Here is an 18851-nt window from a genome sequence, read left to right as displayed (position 1 = left end):
CCCGATAGCCTATTTTGATACGCCATGAAAACTGACTCTCGTAACTAGAAGCCTCGCAGCACTTCACCAAGAGGTGGCCCGCTCCAGCCGGTGATCAGCGCATTTGGTTCACCGATCACAAGATTGGCCAGGTTGTACTGGTTGGTCGAACCGTCTTTGAGATACGAGGTATGACCACTGATGCCCGAAAGCCCCTCGCCGTTGGCGAGCTTCGCTGCGTCTGTGTTGATGTGGGTCATTCCATCGATCTTGGTCGGATCCTTTCCGAAGGTCGCGAAATCTCCGACCGCGTCGCCGTCCGCTTCTGCATAGAAGGAACTGTGCGAAGGGACATCCAGCTTGCCCAGGTCGTCCACACTGATTCCCGGGGATCCGAAGAAACCGACCCGGTCCACCCCGGTGTCGTTCTGCTGCAGCGCATATCCGGTGGTGGTCGATCCGTAGGAATGCCCCAGTGCGGTGAGATTCACGTCGTCATCGCGCGACGCCGTGATACCGGAGTAGAACTCCGCGAGGTTCTTTCCGCCATCACTGGCGCTCTTGGCCGAAGCGACCGAGTCACCCGTGAGGTTGAACAGACTGTCCGGCGTCGTCTGCGGTGACTGATACCCGAGCCAGACCACCGTCGCCACGTTGTCCAGGGCCGCCTCCTGGGTAAGGGCGTCTCCGTTTTTGACGAGCAGCGCGGCTGAACGCTCCCTGAGATTCTTCATGTCGGTGTCGTACCCGTCGATCGTCTTCGCGTTGGACGACAGACCTGGGGTGAAGACCGCAACGTTCTCCGCGACGTCGACATCACCGGTGGCGATGGCCACCTGGGCGCGCTCCTGACTGAGATCCAGGGCGAGAAGCTGTTTGTCGTCCTTCTCGACAGCCTTGCCGTCCATCGAAACTCCGTCCCGGTCTATCAGCTTCTCAGCCATCTTCAGCGAATCGACCTTGTCGCGAGCTTCCTGGTACCGCGAGTAGGCGTCACTCAGTTCCTGGGACGGATAACCCGACAGCCCCGCGTCCGCATGCTCTGTGACGATGCGGAGCTGTTCAGCTTCGGCGTCTCTGAGCTTGCGCTCCCACTCGGCCAGGTAGCGAGGCAGCAGAACGCGATTGGCCGCATCGCGGGCGTCGGCCGCGATGCCATCTCGATTGTTGATCCATTCCGGGTGCCCCAGAATGACTTTCAGCTTCTCCGACGGGCTGAGACTGTTCCAGTAGGCGCTGTTCAGATCGGGCGTTCCCTTACCCTCCGGAGGAGGGTAGACATCCGGCTTGCGCCAGTTGTCGCCGTCTTGGGCGGCCGTCTCCAGATCGGGCGCATCCATCCTCGCCAGCTCACCGGACAGGACCCCATTGTTGAGCACATGGGTCAGTTCTTGATCCAGGTAACCGGCGCGACGCAGGACCGCCTCGATCATGGTGACGCACTTGTCCACCAGCCGCTGACGTTCTTCGGCCGCCAGCTCGAGGTTATGGGGATCACGCTCGGGCGGGATGTACGTCTTGTCGACGACGATCCCTGCCCCACCCTCCGGTTCCTTCACATCGGTGACTGTGCCCTCAGCGTCGATACTGAGCTCGTTGGAGGCGGCGAAGTCGATGATGTCCGCCACCAGGCTCTGGATGCCGGTCACCGCATCGTGAGCGGTGAGCAGTCCTCGCCGCACTGCGGCGACCTCGGTCATCCGGTCTTCGAGAACCTCACCGATGGCGGTGAGCTCCTTCTTCGCACCGTCGGCCGCGGTACCGGTCCAGTGGGTGGGCTCGACCTTCACCAGGTCGTCGCCGAGATCGATGAGCTTGTCCTCGATCGAGCGCAGCTCCTCGGCTGCGTCGTGCAGGGCCTCGGGGGCCCACTTCTTGATCTGCGACCACGTCGCCGTCACCGCGAAGCCTCGGGGACCAGGTCGTTGAAGCTCTTGGCCCCGGCGTTGTCGCCCCGCTCGTAGCCTGCAGCAGCGGTACCCAACGTGTCACCGTACGAGGACACGCGTTCACGCAACTGCTTGAACTGGGCATTCCACAGGGAGCCGACGTTCTTCATCAGAGTGACGCTGGACGCCCCCCGGGATCGACCCCGTCGCCTTGCTCAGCTCGCCACCCGGATCGAGTGCCCCAACCCCCGAGGCGACACTCGCTGCCTTCTCCTTGCTGCTCAGCAACTCTGACGCAAGAACTTTGAAGTGCCCGCTCACGTACTTCCCCTCCCTGGCTGGAGGAGAAGGTATCAAACACATAAATGTCACTCTTCGTGGATGTTTCGCTACCGCGGACGGTGCCGGGGTGGCCTGCCTCCAGCTCTCACCCGCCCGCGCCCACGTCGTTGTTCGGCGCGTTGTCCCCCGAGATGTCACCGCGCTCAACGATTTCGGAATCCGGCGGGAGCACGTCGTCCAGCTCCTTCGAGGTGGCGGGCCGGGCCTCGAGCGCAGCTTCACGCATCAGATTGGCCCCGGCCCTGGTACCGCTGACCCGCACCAGGAGATCGTCGCGGAGAACCGCGTACTCCTCCCGATCGCCAGCGACTCGGCGCCAGCCGTCGTCGTCACGGGTGCATTCCACCGTGATGTCCACCCCCTCGGCCCCGGGAACCGGCAGCGCCGGACAGGTGATGTCGTCGAGCGTGGCCCGCTCGACGGTGAGGCGCAGGTCGTCACCACTCTCGGACACGTAGATGGTCTGGTAGCCGTCAGCGCCGTAGACCCCGCTGCCGCCGGCTGCGGCGTTGTATCCGTCCACCTCGAGCACGTAAACCAGATCGGCGTCGAAACCGGCGGCCAGAGCGCGTTGTCGCTGTTCCTCCGTCGCGGCGGCGGCTGACTCACCGCATCCGACGAGCGCCAGGAGAAGGGCACCCGCTATCAGGGCCGAGATCCCTTTTATCATGACTCACAAGCTACGAGCGCGGCACTGGGCGCAGCATCCATCGAAAGCATGATCGGAGCCCAGGCGAGCGGTGTCCGCTTCCTAGCACTCCCGCCGAGCCCATGCACCCTCCCCTGAAGTGCAATCCGACCGGCACTCCTGAGGGCATCTCGCTACAGACCTCCCGACTAGGCCCAGCGACTCCCTCCACCAGAGTTCGACGCCGCTACTTGGCGAACAACACTCGTATCATAAGTCACAGTTCTCTAATATCGACACATGAGCGAGCCAAGCATCTTTGGTCACATTGCCGGGCATCCCACAGGGTCCGTCTTCGCGAAGCGCGAGGATGTTCGCCAGGCCCGACTCCACCGACACGGGAGGCGTGGAATCAGCGGAAACTACGAGGAAGGAGCGGACGCCATCTGCCTTTCCGGAGGCTACAAGGACGACCGCGACGAAGGCGATTGGATTCTCTACACCGGCGAAGGTGGCCAAGACGAGAAGAAGGTTCAGGTAGAGGATCAGAAGGATACACAGGGAAACTCGGCATTGAAGCTGTCTGAGACCATGAGTCTTCCCATCAGAGTCATCCGAGGCGCGAACGCGAAGGGCACACACTCGCCCAAGTCCGGGTTTCGCTATGACGGTCTTTACATCGTGGCCCGCCATTCCTACCGCGCCTCATCAGACGGTCCAATGATTTTCCAATTCGAACTGGAACGCGTACCCGAAGCTGACGGCGAATCCTGGAAAGAAACTTCTGCTCGCAGTTTCGCACTCACCCCTCCCATCGGAAACACCAAACCCGTTCGTACTGCTGGTGTCATACAGCGTGTCGTGCGCAACACCGAAGTATCTCAATGGGTTAAGCAGGCATACGACTCAACCTGCCAAATTTGCGGGGTACGCCTGGAGATTGACGGCAAGGGTTACGCCGAAGGGGCCCACATCCGGGCTCTCGGCAAGCCACACAACGGTCCGGATATTCCAGCCAACATTCTCTGCCTTTGCGCCAACGATCACGTACTTTTCGACCGAGGGGCTCTGTACATTCGCGAAGGATGGGTCTTTTTGACGGCGAACCGGACGAAGCTTCAGAAGTTGCGAACGTTGAAAGGCCACGACATTAAGGAAGCTTTCACGCGCTACCATCGAGAAAATTTTGCACAGGTTAGGGACTAGCAATTCCCGAGATGCTGGCGATTGTCTGACTGTCGCTCGCGCATGCGCCGCGGCTCAAATCGCCGAGATGGCCCCCCGCACGTCCTAGGATGACGAGGTTGGTCTCACGAGTGCGCGAGGAGCACACCTCTTGGACACCGGGCTCTACGAATCTCTGATCACGACTGAGCTACAGAATCGGCTGACGCTCCTTCAGGGTCTCGCCAGTGAAACAGCCGCAGTAGACCCTGCCGAGCAGCCCATAGTGTTGACGCGGTACCTCAGTCGAGTCATTCAAGACACGCTCACTGCTGCAAGATCAGCCGATCGCCCCTCGATTGTCGAGGGCATCCTGGAGCAGCTACGCTCCTACGGCGCCGCCGCTGAGACACCTGCCTTGGACGAAAAGCTCAACCATCAGCAGTTGCACCAAATCTATCGGCGTGACTTCATAGCCACGGGTGGTGCGGTGCTACTTCGCCCGGCCACGCCTCTTTCCGAGGCTTCTTTACTGACAAACGCCCGCGGTGAGCCAACCCTGGCTGCCGAGCTACGCGCCGAACTGGCCAGCGCCGACCGAGTGGATCTGCTCTGTGCCTTCGTGAAGTGGTACGGCCTGCGGCTGCTCGAAGACCAGCTTCGCGAACTCAAGAACCGCGGCGTCCCGATCCGCGTCCTCACCACGACCTACATGGGTGCCACAGACGCCAAGGCTCTCGATGCCCTGGTCAACGAGTTCGGGGCGGAGGTCAAGGTCAACTACGAGACCAACCGCACCCGACTGCACGCCAAAGCCTGGATGTTCGAGCGCAGAAGCGGTTTTCACACGGCCTACGTGGGATCCAGCAACCTGTCGCGTGCAGCGCTCGTTGATGGCCTCGAGTGGAACGTTCGACTGTCGGCGATTGACACACCTGACCTCATGGAGAAGTTCGAGGCCACCTTCGAGTCATATTGGCAGGACAAGGAATTCGTCACCTATGACCCCCGGGAGCATGGACCGCTGCTCCGCCGAGAGCTCGACCGGGCCGCCGGTAAGAACGCGGGCGGAACGCAGAGCGCTCTCCTTTTGTCCGGCCTTGAGGTCCGGCCGCTGCCACATCAGCAGGAGATGCTCGAGCAGCTCGATGCCGAGCGCAAGCTCCACGATCGCCACCGCAACCTCGTAGTCGCGGCGACAGGTACCGGTAAGACGGTCATCGCTGCGCTGGACTACAAGCGGCTTGTTCAAGATCAAGGAGACCTGTCGCTCCTCTTCGTTGCCCACCGGATCGAGATCCTCCAACAAGCGCAACGCACCTACCAAGAAGTGCTAGCCAACGCGTCTTTTGGAGAGCTTCTTGCAGACGGTAAGACTCCGAGCCGAGGCCGGCACGTATTCGCGAGCGTTATGTCGCTCCATGCTGACAACCTGGCGCTGATCCAGCCGGAGGCTTTTGACGTCGTCGTCATCGACGAGTTCCATCATGCTGCAGCGGCGTCGTACCGACGCATCATGGACCAGTTGCAGCCGAAGGAGCTGCTCGGTCTGACAGCAACTCCCGAGCGCGCAGACGGGGTCAACGTCAGGGACTTCTTCGGCGGGCGGGTGGCAGCAGAGCTCCGCCTTTGGGACGCGCTTGATCAGAACCTTCTCGCCCCGTTCCACTACTTCGGAATCCACGATGGAACCGACCTCGAGAAGATCACCTGGAACCGGCAGCGCCGTTCGTACGACACCGAGGCGCTCACCGAGCTCTACACCGCCGACGCGGCTCGACTGAACATCATCTTGCGAGAGGTGGGCGAAAAGGTTCTCGACCCTGGGCAGATGAAGTGCCTGGGCTTCTGCGTCAGCGTCAAGCACGCCGAGTACATGGCCGAGCGGTTCTCCGAGGCCGGCATCCCCTCCATCGCGCTCTCCGCGAATACGCCAGCCGCCGAGCGACAGCATGCTCGCGGTGCTTTGCGGAGTGGCCAGGTCAACGCCATCTTCACCGTGGATCTCTTCAACGAGGGTGTCGACATCCCCGAGGTCGACACGGTGCTCTTCCTCCGGCCGACTGAGAGCGCCACGGTCTTCCTTCAGCAGCTGGGGCGAGGCTTGCGCATGAGTGAAGGCAAGGCGGTGCTCACGGCGCTCGACTTCGTGGGCCATCAGCGAGCAGAGTTCCGATTTGACCAGCGTTTCCGTGCTCTCACCGGCCACCTCGGCAAGACCTTGGAGCAGCAGGTCGCCAAGGACTTTCCGCTGCTACCGCCTGGGTCACAGATCGTTCTGGATCCGGTGGCCAAGGAAGCCCTGCTCGCTTCCTTGAAGCAGCAGATCTCTCCACGCTGGGCGACCATGATTTCGGAAGTCCGCGAACTGCAACCTTCTTCACTCAAGGACTACTTGGAGTTGGGACAACGCGAACTCGCTGACGTCCTCAAGAAGGGAACCAAGGACCGATCCTGGGCAGCTCTCGAGCGGGCTGCCGATCCGGATCTTCCACCGCTGAGCACGATCGAGTCAGCGCTCCTTCGGCGCATCCGGGCTTTCGCCCACGTAGACGACCGGGAACGAGCTGAGCACTACACCCGCATGCTCTCGACCTCAGACACCGGAGACAGCCTCCGACAGCGGCGCCTCGCAGACATGCTGTTCTTCTCCTTCTACCCGACTGGCGATACGTTCACCAGCGCTGATCAGGGCTTGACGAGTATCCGCACCCAGCCCACGGTTCGCCGCGACTTTCAAGAGGTGGTCGAGCTCAGCTTCGATAGGGCTCGGCGCATGACGGAAGACCTCACTCCCTACGGGCAGGAATTTGCGGATGTCCCCCTCAGCATCCATGCCAGCTATCAGCGTGAAGAGATCCTTGCCGCGGTTGGCCACGCATCGCTGAAGAAGCCCCCGAGCAACTTCCGCGAGGGCGTCGCCTGGTGCGAAGCCATCAACTCCGACATCCTCTTCGTCACCTGCAAGAAGGCTGAGAAGGACTTCTCGCCCTCCACGATGTACAAGGACTTCGCCCTCACCCCTGAGCTCTTCCACTGGGAGAGTCAGTCGACGACGTCGGACGCTTCACCGACCGGTCAGCGGTATATCCATCACGCAGAGCGCGGTTCGCACGTTCTTCTTTTCGTACGAGCCATGCAGGATGGTGAAATGGGCACGTCGCCTTACGTTTTCATGGGACCACTGGAGTATGTCTCCCATCAACACAGCCGCCCTATGGCCGTTACCTGGCGATTGAAAACCCCCATGCCGACCGACATGTTCATGGCCACTCGAATGGTCAGTGTGTAGCCAGTTCGAGGGGGCAGACCGGTGCCTGCCCCCTCGAACCACCCGCTTAGATTTCCGGACGGTCGAACTCTGCGTTGCGAACCCCTGCCAAGAAGGCGTCCCACTTGACCGCAGACGTGATGACGACCGAACCAGGCTCGTCGCTCTCCCGCAGAGCAATATCTCCATCTTCCAGGAAGGCAACTTCGACGCAGGCACCGGTGCCGTTGCTGCGACTACTCTTTCGCCAGACGGCATCCTTCAAACGATCATTCATTTTCTGAACTCCCTCGCGACGTGTCTCATCAGTTCAGCAGAGGCAGCCTGGTCGAGCGATGAAGACCAGATGCTCGTCCAGGCCGTGTCATAGTGCTGCACCTCGGCCGGCCTGTCGAGGTACAGCGCACCCGTCAACGACTCGATGTAGACCGTCGGCGGTTCACTTTCCCGCCCGTCAGCCGTCACGGGAAAGCGCAGGGTGATAAAGGGACCCGAGTGAATCCCGTCGTGATACCCGGCGGCGAAAGGCAGGACCCTGATGGCAACATGATCCAACTGGCTGAGCTTCGCGAGGTGCTCTACCTGGTCAGCCATGACCTCGGCTCCGCCGACGGGACGCCGTAGAACCGACTCACCGATGACGGCCTGAAATCTGGGCGGCGCGGTCACCCTGGTCAGTAGCGTCCCTCGCCCTATGCGCACACGCACACGGTGGTCGATCTCTTCAGGTGACTCCCCGAGATGCGCATTCTCGATCAGCGTCCGCGCGTAAGGCTCGGTCTGCAAGAGTCCTGGGATTAGATCCGACTCGTACCAGCAGAATTCAGAGGCAGCCTCCTCCAAGCCTATGTAGACGTCGAAGTACTCAGGGATCACATCTCCATAACTGTGCCACCATCCACGCGCCCGCGTCTCTCGCGCCAGCGCCGTGAGAACCCCCGTCATCTCAGTGCTTGCACCGAAAACCCGGCACATCGCCTCTGCGTCATGGATGCGAATCGACGTCTGCCCCGTCTCGATGCGCCAGATCTTGCCTTCCGACCATCCCAACTCTTTAGCCGAGGTCCGAACAGTCATGCGTGCTTGGCCTCGCAACTCACGCACGCATCTGCCGAACTGGCGACGTGGAACGGTCGACCCCGTGACTTCTGCTTGCACCTCATCCCCCTAGGTACGCAGTAGATCGTACATCCACAATAGAAGACTTCAGTCGGCACCACTAAATGGCCTGTCACCCCGCAACTTCCACACTGTGAGTGCCGTAATTAGAATCTTGCACAACGATCGGGAAATTGCCAATCTAGATCCCGACAGGCAACAATCCAGCAGCACAAGGACTTGGAACCAGGTGTTGGGACGGGGGTTTCAAGCCAGCACCCGTCGGGCACCCGCGCCCACAACACAGGCCGGCGGCCCCTCCCAAGAACGCCGGGCTCCTCGCCGAGCCTCCCTCCGCTCCGGCGGGGAGTCCGGCCCATGAACCGGGGAAAGAAGACACGTACAAATGTCATTGGAGACGATGTGGACCGGCTGGCTGTCCATAGAACTACGTAACGGCCCGGCCGTCACGAACGTGGACGTCAACGTCCGCTACGAGCTCGTGCTCTTCTACCTCGGTGACCGCAACATCGCCGTCATCGACCGGGAGCGGTTCCGGGGCTGGCTGGTGCACCCGCACCACGAACTGCGGCACGACGACATCGTCCTGCTGCAACTACTCGGCGAGGCCTGCATCAGCATCGACGCCTCGACCCCCTACGTCCTGCCGAAAGACGCTGTGCAGGAACTCGTCCGACTCGTCTAGGAGACCCTTTCATGCGCGAAGTGCAGCACGACGAGATGCATCTCTGGGAGAAGACCTCCGTGGTCGATCACGAGGCCATCGATCACGAGCGTCAAATAGGGGACGTGGTGCTCGCCTCCGGCGACACGGTGCGCGTACGGGTCGCGCAACGCATCGACTTCGATCTCTTCGCCGACCCGGTGGCCAGTGACGTGAGCCCTCCCCGCATCACTCTGGGCGAGACGTTCGAGCTCACCGCGGTCGAGGCGGTGGCCCTGGCCAACCACCTCTACGAGTCCGCCGACTTCGTCGACCGGATCGTGGCCGAGACCCACCGCCCGAGCCTGGTGACCGAGATCCGCAACCGCCGCGTTCTCTAGAGAACCGGCCAGGTGGAGGGGGTGCCGCGAGAAGCCGCGACTCTGCGGGGAGTCCCGTGGTCGTCCTCGCCGACTCCCCGCACGGACCTCGACCTACTCACGGGCGACGCCATTGACGTCACCCAGAGCTGCTGCCCGAGAACCACTTCCCCGCTCAGGACAGCATCTCTGCCCGGGAGTGCACCGGCCTCCACCCCGTGATCAGCCGGAACGAAAGCTCAGCGAGCCTCGCAGGCCACGCCGTCCTTGTCGCGGTCGAGCTTGGTGTTGACCTTGTACAGCGCGGTGCGGATGGGAATGAGGCTCGAGGGCACCGGCTTGCTCTTGCCCTTCACCACGTCCTTGCCACCCTTCTTGCGGATGCCGTGCTGGTAGTCCTTGTGCAGCGCCGTGCAGTTCTTGTACACCTTCGGCTTCTTCGCGGCAGCCGCCTCGTACGACTGCGCGGCCACGAGCTGGGCCGGCGCGGACGAGGCCGCCGTGGCACTCGGCACTCCGGCCAGCCCCGCCACGGCCAGCCCCAACGTCATGACACCGATTGTTGCAATGCGTCTCATGTCGGTGACGATAAGGGAACCTGCGGTGCCCTGTGGGACAAATGGGAAAGCTCGGGACCTCAGTTGCCGAAGTACAACTCGTTCAGGCTTCCGAGCCCGCTGGCCTTCAGCACGTCCGCCCGCACGTCGGGGCAGGCGGCCGAGGTCTTCTCGTCCAGCTTCACCGCCGCGAACGACGTGTACGCCCCCGAGTCCACTGCCTTCACCGCCGACGTCCAGTAGGCCCCGAGCGTCATGGCGATCAGCTCGGCGTAGTCCTTCTCGCCGTAGGTCAGGAGCTGCACCGGCATCACCGAGCACGCGACCTGCCCGATGCCGTCCGCGCCGGCGTCCGTGGCCATCGACGTCAGCAGCTTCTCCAGGGCGATCATCTGCTCGGTGCGCGACTCGGCGGCCTTCGCCGTCGTCGAGTTCTTCAGGCCCACCAGCTCGAGCTTGATCTTGCCGAGTTCGGCCGCCTGGGCCGCACCGGGGCTCCAGGTGGTCTGCGGGGTCTTTTCAATGGTGGACGCGTCGGCACCACCACCCGACGAGCTCCCGCCGCCACATCCGGTCACCGCAAGACCGACTGCGGCCACCGCCACCACGAACCGCTTCATCGACTCATCCCTCCGGACCAGGGCATCCGTTCCCCGGGCCGCAGCAGCATGGCAGGTGAGCCGGGTGCCGATCCAACCGGTGAACCGGGCCTGCGCACCCGGAGGAGACGGCACGCTCTGCCAGCCTCGGGACAGCGTCGAATCGTCGCTCCCGGGACATCGGCGCCAGATCCTCCCGAGATCCGGTCTCGCTTCCCGAGATTTTTTCGGTCGGCGACACCGTCACACCCGCGATCACCGAGAGCCAAGGGGTTCATCGCCGAAGCACCGCTCCCCGCACGATCGGGCCGGTCATCTCGACAACGTCGGCGCGCATCCACTACGCAGCGCGACTCCGAGCACTATCGCAGGGCCCTGACCAGGGACGTTGTATCTATGCCGGGGCAAATCACATCGCCTATACCTGTCCACATCCGGGCAGAAGTCAGTTACCGTCGATGCCTCACCTGTCACAGAGAGCCGGTTTCGTCACTGGCTCCCCCACTTGGCGGGCACGCGCCACGCACCAACAGGAGGACCGAACCGATGCTCACCACCGAAACGCCGTCCCTGAGTCCCTGGGGCAGCATCCGCTCGTTCGAACCGGTGGGCGACGACGGCATCCTGCGCGTGCACACCGACTCGAGCACCGGCTACTTCGTGCCGCGGCAGCTCAACGCCCGCGTCCACGGCGCCTGGCAGGTGCGCACCGGCTGGTACCGGGACAGTGAGACCGATCCGCACTGGGCCATCGTCGCCATCACCTTCCCCACCCTCTTCCCCGAGGACACGGTGACCCGCGCCCACGAACTTCAGCAGCAGGCCCATCCCGCCTGCTACACCACCGTTCTCGCCGACGAGCTGGCCGCCGTCACGTCCCCCTCCGGTATCGCCCTCCCCGCGGCGACCACTCCCCCGGCGACCACTCACAAGGCGACCACCTTCAAGGCGATCGAACCCCGCGTGACCCAGCCCGACGCGTCCTCCGTCCACCCCCAGCTGACCGCCCTGATGACCGCCACGAACAACAGCGAAAACCCGCTCCCCGCCCGCACTCCGCGCACCCCCGAAGCCCCGGACGGGCCCCAGACCCCGGACGCTCCCGAGGCTCTGGCCCCCGAGCCGGAGCCGATGAGCGGCAAGCCCCCGACGCGCCGCCCGGCCTGGGTGCGCAAGGCCGGCCCCATCGCCCGCCAGGCCTGGGCCGACTGGCACGAGACGGTTCCCACCGGCTTCGTCGGCGTCGTCGCCTCTCCCGACGCCGACCCGTCCGACGAGTCCTGGCACCTGGTGCCGGTGAAGGAGTACGAGGAGCGCGGCACCTTCCGCTTCGTCGTCGACCCCGAGCGTCACGAGACCTGGCCCGGTCACCCCTGATTCACGATCGGCCGACCCGCACGACCTAGACCGGCAGCTCACGCACCCAGACGACCACGTCGTGCTCAGGCCCGGGCGCCGATCCTCGACGCCCCCATCCGAGCGATGCGATCCCGGCCGCCACGGGCGATTTCGTGGTCGCCCGCTGCTCACGCCGGTGCGACAGCAGCGCCCGCGCCAGCTCGTCCCCCAGTTCCGCGGGAGAACCCGGCACCAGGCACAGGTCGAGCACGGCGAACGTGCGCATGCCGTCCTCCCAACTGAAATCCGCGCCCTGGTGCGGTTCCAGACCGTGCCACCACCGCGTCCCCAGTTGAAGCGGGCCACCGTAGACGCACCCGACGAGGTGCTCGCCCTCGAAAGCCGCGACCGTCATGAACCCCGGCGCGGCCGCCTGACGCGTGAGCAGGTCGCGGTGGTCTGCCAGCGAGTGTCTCGGGTGGGCGAGGTGGTACACACCGCGCACGTCGGCGAAGTGCTCCATCGTGGCCGGCCCGTCCCACACCCTCAGTTCGGCAGCACTCATCCACCTATTCAACGCCTGTCGCCCCGCAACGAACCAGAGGGGTAACGGAAGGAAAACAGAACGGTCACAGTGAGCATTCGACGTGAACCGGGCGTGGGCGAAGTAAGGTTAGGCTAGCCAATGCTTGCGATCTCCTATGGATCCACGGCGAAACGTCGTCCCCAACAGCACGCGCCCTCCTTCCCGACCGGGAGGTCCGCGCGAAAGGAAACACCGTGTTCTCACGTCGTCGCCTGATGACGGGTGCGGTCACCGCCGCAGCCGCCCTCGTCCTGGCCGCCTGTGGAGGCGGCTCGGACTCCGAGGCCGGCAGCTCCACCTCCGAGACCTCCAGCGCGTCCGGGGCGTCGTTCCCCATCACGGTCAAGCACGCGCTGGGCGAGACCGTCGTCGAGAAGAAGCCTGAGCGCGTCGCCACCGTTCAGTGGGCCAACCACGAGGTGCCGCTGGCCCTGGGCGTCGTCCCGGTCGGCCTGGCCAAGGCCAACTTCGGTGACGCGGACGGCGACGGCTACCTGCCCTGGGTCAAGGACAAGCTGACCGAGCTGAAGAGCGACACCACGCCGGTGCTGTTCGACGAGACCGACGGCATCGACTTCGAGGCCGTGGCCGACACCCAGCCCGACCTGATCCTGGCCACCTATTCGGGCATGACGGCCGAGGACTATAAGACCCTCTCCGAGATCGCCCCGACCGTCGCCTACCCGAACGGTCCGTGGGAGACCAGCTGGCGCGACATGATCAAGCTGAGCAGCCAGGCCATGGGCCAGGCCACCCAGGGCGACGAGCTCATCGCGAGCATCGAGTCCCAGATGAAGGACGCGGCGGCCAAGTACCCGCAGATCGCCGGCAAGAAGACGATGTTCCTCACCCACGTCGACACCGCCGACCTGAGCAAGGTCAGCTTCTACACCGACAAGGACACCCGCGCGCAGTTCTTCACCGACCTGGGCATGGGCACGCCGGGCAGCATCGCCGACGCCTCCGCCCAGACCGATGAGTTCTCGCAGGAGGTCAGCGCCGAGACCGTCGACACCTTCGACGACGTCGAGATCATCGTGACCTACGGCGACGACAAGCTGCTCAAGCAGCTGAAGGACGACCCGATCCTGTCGAAGATGCCCGCGGTCGCGAGCGGCGCCATCGTGGCCCTCGACGGCACCAGCGAGGTCGGCACGGCCGCCAACCCGACGCCGCTCGCCATCAGCTACGTGCTCGACGACTACGTCAAGATGCTCGCCGACGCGGCCGACAAGGTCGACGCCGCTCAGTGAGCACGACTGAATCCGTGACACCCTCGGGCGCCGCCGTCGTGCGGCGCCCGAGGCGTGTGCGCGTGCTGTGGTTCTTCGTCTGCCTGGCCCTGCTGGCCGTGCTGATGGTGGCGTCTATCGCCATCGGCACGCGTTTCGTCGCGGTGGGCACGATGTGGGACGCGTTGAACGGCGCCGACGACACCCTCGACGAGGCGGTGATCAGGGTCAGGATCCCGCGCACCGTGCTGGCCGTGCTCGCCGGTGCCTCACTGGCCGTGTCCGGCACCGTTTTCCAGGGGGTGACCCGCAACCCGCTGGCCGATCCCGGCATCCTCGGCATCAACATGGGCGCCTCGCTCGCCGTGGTCGTGGGCCTGGCCTGGTTCGGGCTCAGCAACCCGAACAGCTACATCTGGGTGGCCATCGCCGGGGCCGGGCTGGCAGCCGTGTTCGTCTACGCGGTCGGTTCTCTGGGACGTGGTGGTCCGACACCGCTGAAACTCGCGTTGGCGGGGGCGGCCACGTCGGCGGCACTCGTCTCGTTCGTCACCGCCGTGATCCTGCCCCGGGGTGACATCTCCGAGAACGTGCAGTCGTGGCAGATCGGCGGCGTGGGCGGAGCCACGTTCGAGCGGATCGGGCAGGTCGTGCCGTTCCTGGCCGTCGGCCTGGTGATCTGCCTGCTGTCGGCGCGCAGCCTGAACTCGCTGGCCCTGGGCGACGACGTGGCGGCCGGTCTCGGTGAACGCGTCGCGCCGGCCCGAGGTCTGGCGTCGCTGGGCGCGGTCATGCTCTGTGGGGCGGCCACCGCGATCTGCGGGCCGATCGGCTTCGTCGGCCTCGTCGTCCCTCATCTGTGCCGCCTGCTCGTCGGGCCCGACCACCGCTGGCTGCTGCCCTTCACCGCGCTGACCGGCGCCAGCCTGCTGCTGGCGGCCGACGTGATCGGCCGGATCGTGGCCCGCCCGGCCGAGATCGAGGTCGGCATCGTCACCGCACTGGTGGGGGCACCGTTCTTCATCTACATCGTCCGCCGCCAGAAGGTGCGCGCCCTGTGACTGATCTTCGTACTGCCTCTACCGCAACGGTTTCTGCTGTCACCCAGGGGCGGCGGCGTCGTCAGCGCCGTCTGTTCGCCGTGGTCGCGGTTCTCTCGGTCCTGATCGTGGTCATGGCCGCGATCTCGCTGATGGTGGGCCGCACGTTCTACCCGGCCTCCGACGTTCTTCGCGTCATCGTCGGTCAGGAGGTCCAGGGCGCGACCTTCACCGTCGGGCGCCTGCGCCTGCCCCGCACCTGTCTCGCCGTGCTGGCGGGCGCCTCGTTCGGTCTGGGCGGCGTCACCTTTCAGACCATGCTGCGCAATCCCCTGGCCAGCCCGGACATCATCGGGATCAGCACCGGGGCGAGCGCGGCCGCGGCCGTCGCGATCATCACGCTGGGCCTTTCCGGTTCCGCGGTGTCCGTCTTCGCGATCACGGCCGGGCTCGGCGTGGCCCTGTGCGTGTACCTGCTGGCCTACAAGGACGGCGTGAGCGGTATCCGGCTGATCCTCATCGGCATCGGGATCGCGGCGATGATGAACTCGATCATCTCGTACGTGCTCTCGACGGCCGGGCAGTGGGACCTGCAGGAAGCACTGCGCTGGCTCACCGGCAGCCTGAACGGGGTGCGCTGGGAAGAGGTGGTGACGGTGCTGGTCACGATGGTCGTGCTGGTGCCGCTGCTTCTCCTTGGTTCCCGCGACCTTTCGATGCTTCAGCTGGGTGACGACACCGCGTCGGCCCTGGGCGTCCGTGTCGACCGCACCCGCCTGCTCGTGGTGGTGTGCGCGGTCGGCCTGATCGCCTTCGCCACCTCGGCCACCGGCCCGATCGCGTTCCTGGCGTTCCTGGCCGGCCCGATCGCCGCCCGCCTGGTCGGCCCGGGGCACTCGTTGCTGCTGCCCTCGGCCCTGGTCGGGGCGCTGCTGGTGCTCGTGGCCGACTTCGCGGGGCAGTACGCGCTGGGCACCCGCTTCCCGGTCGGCGTCGTCACCGGCGTGCTGGGCGCGCCCTACCTGATCTATCTCATCATCCGCTCGAACCGGGCCTCAGGAGCACTGTGACCGCCGAACACCAGCTCAGTGCCGAGAATCTCAGCCTGGGTTACAAGGACCGCACGGTCATCGAGGGCCTGGAACTGGCCGTGGCGCCGGGAAAGGTCACGGCGATCGTCGGGGCCAACGCGTGCGGCAAGTCCACCCTGCTGCGGTCGATGTCACGGCTGCTCCCGCCCCGCGCCGGGCAGGTGCTGCTCGACGGCAAGGAGGTGCACAAGCTCCCCGCGAAGGAACTGGCCCGCACCCTCGGTCTGCTTCCCCAGTCACCCATCGCGCCCGAGGGCATCACGGTCTCCGATCTGGTCGGACGCGGCCGGCACCCGCACCAGGGGGTGTTCTCACGCTGGTCCGCGGCCGACGACCTGGCCGTGGCCGCCGCACTCGAGGCCACCCACACCGTGGAGCTGGCCGACCGAGCGGTGGACGAGCTCTCCGGCGGTCAGCGGCAGCGGGTGTGGATCGCGATGGCCCTCGCCCAGGAGACCGATCTGCTGCTGCTCGACGAGCCCACGACCTTCCTCGACGTGCAGCACCAGGTCGAGGTGCTGGACCTGCTCACCGACCTGAACCGCTCGCGCGGCACGACGGTGGTGATGGTGCTGCACGACCTGAACCTGGCCGCGCGGTACGCCGACCACCTGGTGGCCCTCGCCGCCGGAAAGGTGCACGCAGCCGGTCTTCCCGCCGAGGTGCTGACCGAGGACACCGTGCGGGCGGTGTTCGGGCTCGACTCGAAGGTCATCATCGACCCGACGTCGGGCGGGCCCCTGATGCTGCCGATGGGGCGGCACCACATGGTGGACGCTTCGGTCGGTCTCCCCCCGCCAGAAAAGGCGTGACTTCCGGCGAGCACGTCGGGGCCTGCGTGGATACCGTGCCCATGGTGCTCACGTGATCTTGGCCGGTCCCTGACTCTGCCCGGAGGATGCTCATGACCACGCTCTCCCGTCTGGTGATCGCACGACGCTGGTGGGTGGTGGGGCTGTGGGTCGCGCTCACGGCCTTCGGCGCCTTCGCCGCGCCGAAGGCCACCGAGCGTCTGACCTTCGACTTCGGGCTTCCGGGGCAGCCCGCCTACGAGACCAACGTCGACATTCTCGAGGCGTTCGGGTCGGGCGGGAACGGGGCGCCGGTGCTGCTCGTGGTCGGCGACGGCACCCGCGAGCTCCCGGATCAGACCGCCGGGGCGGTCGCCGAGACCGTGGCCCGGGCGGCCCCGAAGGCGCGCATCGCCACCTGGGCCGACGACCCCGACCTGCTCTTCGCCGACGGGAAGACCGGCGTCGTGCTCGTGTACCCGGTTCCCGTCGCCTCCGACCAGCCCTACGCCCCCGCGTTGTCCGCCCTTCGGCCCGCCGCCGAGCAGCTGACCGCCGAGCTCGGCACCCCCGTCGTGGTCACCGGGCGCGACGCCCTGAACTTCGAGGAGGACGACACCAGCGGCAGCGCGCTGGCCGAGACGCTGGCCGGCGGCATCGGGGCCGCGGTCGTGCTCACCCTGGTGTTCGGGTCGTTCCTGGCGCTGATGCCCCTCGTCGTCGCGGCCGCGTCCATCCTCACCACGTTCGCCATCCTCTGGGGACTGACCGGGCTCACCGACGTCTCGTTCGTCGTCCAGTACCTGCTGGCTCTCATCGGCCTCGGCGTCGCGATCGACTACGCCCTGCTGCTCGTGACGCGCTGGCGCGAGGAGACCGGCAACGGCGCGAGCCCGGAAGAGGCTGTGCGTTCGGCGATGTCGACCGCCGGCCGTTCCGTGCTGTTCTCCGGCATCACCGTCGCCGTCAGCCTGGCCGCGCTGATCGCGGTGCCGGTTCCGTTCATCCGCAGCGTCGGGTACACCGGCCTGCTCATCCCGATCCTCAGCGTCGCCGCGTCGCTCACCCTGCTGCCGGCCCTGCTTCTGATCCTGGGGCAGCGACTTTCGTGGCCGCACCGGCGCACCACCGATCCGGAGAGCAGACTCTGGCGCGGCGTGGGACGTTTCGTGGTGCGGTACCGCTGGATCTCCGCCGTCGTCGCCGCCGTGGCCCTGATCGTGCTGGCTCTGCCCAGTTTCGGGCTGCGTCTGGGCCAGGCCACCAACGACTCGATCGCGGCCGGGTCGGGTGCGCCCGCCGCCGCGATCCGGGTGCTCGCCGGTGACGGCCCGGGGGCGGGACTCTCGGCACCGGTCGAGATCCTCACCGACTCCCCCGAAAGCCTGCTTCCGAGACTGCGGATGATGGACGGCGTGGGCGGCGTCGCCTCTCCCGGTCAGTGGCGCTCGGCGAACGGTGAGTACGTGGTGGACGTCTGGACGCAGGACGACGCCAACTCCCGTTCCGGGGCTGCGGTCGCCGCTGAGATCCGGGACGTGGCCGAGGGCCTGGGCGCCCGGGTGGGCGGGATACCGGCGCAGGACGAGGACTTCATCTCGTCGGTCTACGGCAGCGCCGGATGGATCCTGGTGGCGATCGTCGTGGTCACCTTCGTGTTGCTCGCCGCCGCCCTGCGCTCGATCGTGCTGCCCGCGAAGGCCCTGCTGCTGAACGTGATCTCACTGGGCGCGGCGTTCGGGGTCACGGTCTGGATCTGGCAGGGCGGGCACGGCACCGAGCTGCTCTTCGACCGTCAGCCGTCCGGCGCGGTCACGGTCTGGATCCCGATCGCCATCTTCGCCTTCCTCTTCGGCCTCTCGATGGACTACGAGGTCTTCCTGCTCTCGCGCATCAAGGAGGAGCACGACGCCGGCCACAGCACCGACGAGGCCACCGTGCACGGCGTCGCCCGCACCGGCCGCCTCGTCACCAGCGCGGCGCTGATCCTGTTCCTGGCCTTCGTCTCGCTCAGCCAGATCCCCACCGCCGACGTGAAGATCCTGGCCACCGGCCTGGCGCTGGGCATCATCATCGACGCGACCGTGGTGCGGGGCGTCCTGGCCCCGGCCCTGGTCGCGGCGCTGGGACCGGCGAACTGGTGGTGGCCGTTCCGCCACCGGAAGGTGACCTCAGACGACTGAGGTGACCGGCGCGTCCGCC

The 18851-nt window shown here is 65.5% G+C and carries 18 protein-coding genes; 10 read left to right on the top strand and 8 right to left on the bottom strand.

What is annotated here, in order from left to right:
• Window positions 1–44: 44 nt before the first annotated feature.
• The 3 genes from J2S57_RS18315 to J2S57_RS18305 form a co-directional block, all read right to left on the bottom strand.
• Window positions 45–1880: an alpha/beta hydrolase gene (locus J2S57_RS18315; RefSeq protein ID WP_307244542.1), complete on the bottom strand. Its 1836-nt coding sequence runs from the start codon at window positions 1878–1880 to the stop codon at window positions 45–47.
• Complete coding sequence (locus J2S57_RS18310) at window positions 1877–2038, bottom strand: hypothetical protein (RefSeq protein ID WP_307244540.1); 162 nt, start codon at window positions 2036–2038, stop codon at window positions 1877–1879. The genes J2S57_RS18315 and J2S57_RS18310 overlap by 4 nt, the downstream gene beginning before the upstream one ends.
• A gap of 257 nt (window positions 2039–2295) precedes the next feature.
• A complete protein-coding gene (locus tag J2S57_RS18305) occupies window positions 2296–2880 on the bottom strand; it encodes a hypothetical protein (protein WP_307244538.1) in 585 nt (194 codons plus the stop codon).
• Between the two features lie 258 nt (window positions 2881–3138).
• Here J2S57_RS18305 and J2S57_RS18300 point away from each other — a divergent pair, with 258 nt between their 5' ends.
• Both J2S57_RS18300 and J2S57_RS18295 read left to right on the top strand, forming a co-directional pair.
• Window positions 3139–4044, top strand: a complete 906-nt coding sequence (locus tag J2S57_RS18300) for a YDG/SRA domain-containing protein (protein ID WP_307244536.1) — start codon at window positions 3139–3141, stop codon at window positions 4042–4044.
• A 130-nt stretch (window positions 4045–4174) separates the two neighbouring features.
• A complete protein-coding gene (locus J2S57_RS18295) occupies window positions 4175–7294 on the top strand; it encodes a DEAD/DEAH box helicase (RefSeq protein WP_307244534.1) in 3120 nt (1039 codons plus the stop codon).
• 46 nt (window positions 7295–7340) lie between these two features.
• On the opposite strand, the gene J2S57_RS18290 is transcribed toward J2S57_RS18295, so the two are convergent.
• Both J2S57_RS18290 and J2S57_RS18285 read right to left on the bottom strand, forming a co-directional pair.
• Entirely contained in the window at window positions 7341–7550 is a 210-nt protein-coding gene (locus J2S57_RS18290) for a DUF397 domain-containing protein (RefSeq protein WP_307244530.1), read from the bottom strand.
• A complete protein-coding gene (locus J2S57_RS18285; protein ID WP_307244528.1) occupies window positions 7547–8431 on the bottom strand; it encodes a helix-turn-helix domain-containing protein in 885 nt (294 codons plus the stop codon). The genes J2S57_RS18290 and J2S57_RS18285 overlap by 4 nt, the downstream gene beginning before the upstream one ends.
• A gap of 346 nt (window positions 8432–8777) precedes the next feature.
• On the opposite strand from J2S57_RS18285, the gene J2S57_RS18280 reads away from it, so the two are divergent.
• On the top strand, window positions 8778–9077 hold the full coding sequence (locus J2S57_RS18280) for a hypothetical protein (RefSeq protein WP_307244526.1): 300 nt from the start codon (window positions 8778–8780) through the stop codon (window positions 9075–9077).
• 11 nt (window positions 9078–9088) lie between these two features.
• On the top strand, window positions 9089–9436 hold the full coding sequence (locus J2S57_RS18275) for a hypothetical protein (RefSeq protein WP_307244524.1): 348 nt from the start codon (window positions 9089–9091) through the stop codon (window positions 9434–9436).
• 218 nt (window positions 9437–9654) lie between these two features.
• On the opposite strand, the gene J2S57_RS18270 is transcribed toward J2S57_RS18275, so the two are convergent.
• A complete protein-coding gene (locus J2S57_RS18270; protein WP_307244522.1) occupies window positions 9655–9966 on the bottom strand; it encodes an excalibur calcium-binding domain-containing protein in 312 nt (103 codons plus the stop codon).
• Window positions 9967–10052: 86 nt separating this feature from the next.
• Window positions 10053–10592, bottom strand: a complete 540-nt coding sequence (locus tag J2S57_RS18265) for a hypothetical protein (protein ID WP_307244520.1) — start codon at window positions 10590–10592, stop codon at window positions 10053–10055.
• Window positions 10593–11117: 525 nt separating this feature from the next.
• Here J2S57_RS18265 and J2S57_RS18260 point away from each other — a divergent pair.
• Window positions 11118–11948 (top strand): DUF7007 domain-containing protein, encoded by an 831-nt coding sequence (locus tag J2S57_RS18260; RefSeq protein ID WP_307244518.1) that lies wholly within the window; start codon window positions 11118–11120, stop codon window positions 11946–11948.
• Window positions 11949–11973: 25 nt separating this feature from the next.
• Here J2S57_RS18260 and J2S57_RS18255 read toward each other — a convergent pair whose 3' ends face one another.
• Window positions 11974–12474 (bottom strand): hypothetical protein, encoded by a 501-nt coding sequence (locus tag J2S57_RS18255; protein WP_307244516.1) that lies wholly within the window; start codon window positions 12472–12474, stop codon window positions 11974–11976.
• Window positions 12475–12689: 215 nt separating this feature from the next.
• On the opposite strand from J2S57_RS18255, the gene J2S57_RS18250 reads away from it, so the two are divergent.
• The 5 genes from J2S57_RS18250 (at window position 12690) to J2S57_RS18230 (ending at window position 18832) form a co-directional block, all read left to right on the top strand.
• Window positions 12690–13748 carry an iron-siderophore ABC transporter substrate-binding protein gene (locus J2S57_RS18250; protein ID WP_307244515.1) on the top strand — a complete coding sequence of 353 codons (1059 nt, stop codon included), beginning with the start codon at window positions 12690–12692 and terminating at the stop codon, window positions 13746–13748.
• Window positions 13745–14788, top strand: coding sequence for a FecCD family ABC transporter permease (locus J2S57_RS18245; RefSeq protein WP_307244514.1), 1044 nt, complete (start codon window positions 13745–13747; stop codon window positions 14786–14788). Before J2S57_RS18250 ends, J2S57_RS18245 begins: the two co-directional genes overlap by 4 nt.
• Window positions 14785–15837, top strand: coding sequence for a FecCD family ABC transporter permease (locus tag J2S57_RS18240; RefSeq protein ID WP_307244513.1), 1053 nt, complete (start codon window positions 14785–14787; stop codon window positions 15835–15837). The genes J2S57_RS18245 and J2S57_RS18240 overlap by 4 nt, the downstream gene beginning before the upstream one ends.
• Window positions 15834–16670, top strand: a complete 837-nt coding sequence (locus tag J2S57_RS18235; RefSeq protein ID WP_307244511.1) for an ABC transporter ATP-binding protein — start codon at window positions 15834–15836, stop codon at window positions 16668–16670. The genes J2S57_RS18240 and J2S57_RS18235 overlap by 4 nt, the downstream gene beginning before the upstream one ends.
• 92 nt (window positions 16671–16762) lie before the next feature.
• On the top strand, window positions 16763–18832 hold the full coding sequence (locus J2S57_RS18230; RefSeq protein WP_307244509.1) for an MMPL family transporter: 2070 nt from the start codon (window positions 16763–16765) through the stop codon (window positions 18830–18832).
• Window positions 18833–18851: the final 19 nt, after the last annotated feature.

The organism is Kineosporia succinea (assembly GCF_030811555.1).
GTDB classification, from domain to species: domain Bacteria; phylum Actinomycetota; class Actinomycetes; order Actinomycetales; family Kineosporiaceae; genus Kineosporia; species Kineosporia succinea.
This window is presented reverse-complemented; position numbering and strand designations above follow the sequence as displayed.

What these genes read in the sequence shown, in the direction of transcription:
- J2S57_RS18310 (WP_307244540.1), bottom strand. Translation starts at nt 2,038, where the DNA reads ATGAAGAACGTCGGCTCCCTGTGGAATGCCCAGTTCAAGCAGTTGCGT.
- J2S57_RS18305 (WP_307244538.1), bottom strand. Translation starts at nt 2,880, where the DNA reads ATGATAAAAGGGATCTCGGCCCTGATAGCGGGTGCCCTTCTCCTGGCG.
- J2S57_RS18300 (WP_307244536.1), top strand. Translation starts at nt 3,139, where the DNA reads ATGAGCGAGCCAAGCATCTTTGGTCACATTGCCGGGCATCCCACAGGG.
- J2S57_RS18290 (WP_307244530.1), bottom strand. Translation starts at nt 7,550, where the DNA reads ATGAATGATCGTTTGAAGGATGCCGTCTGGCGAAAGAGTAGTCGCAGC.
- J2S57_RS18280 (WP_307244526.1), top strand. Translation starts at nt 8,778, where the DNA reads ATGTCATTGGAGACGATGTGGACCGGCTGGCTGTCCATAGAACTACGT.
- J2S57_RS18275 (WP_307244524.1), top strand. Translation starts at nt 9,089, where the DNA reads ATGCGCGAAGTGCAGCACGACGAGATGCATCTCTGGGAGAAGACCTCC.
- J2S57_RS18270 (WP_307244522.1), bottom strand. Translation starts at nt 9,966, where the DNA reads ATGACGTTGGGGCTGGCCGTGGCGGGGCTGGCCGGAGTGCCGAGTGCC.
- J2S57_RS18265 (WP_307244520.1), bottom strand. Translation starts at nt 10,592, where the DNA reads ATGAAGCGGTTCGTGGTGGCGGTGGCCGCAGTCGGTCTTGCGGTGACC.
- J2S57_RS18260 (WP_307244518.1), top strand. Translation starts at nt 11,118, where the DNA reads ATGCTCACCACCGAAACGCCGTCCCTGAGTCCCTGGGGCAGCATCCGC.
- J2S57_RS18255 (WP_307244516.1), bottom strand. Translation starts at nt 12,474, where the DNA reads ATGAGTGCTGCCGAACTGAGGGTGTGGGACGGGCCGGCCACGATGGAG.
- J2S57_RS18230 (WP_307244509.1), top strand. Translation starts at nt 16,763, where the DNA reads ATGACCACGCTCTCCCGTCTGGTGATCGCACGACGCTGGTGGGTGGTG.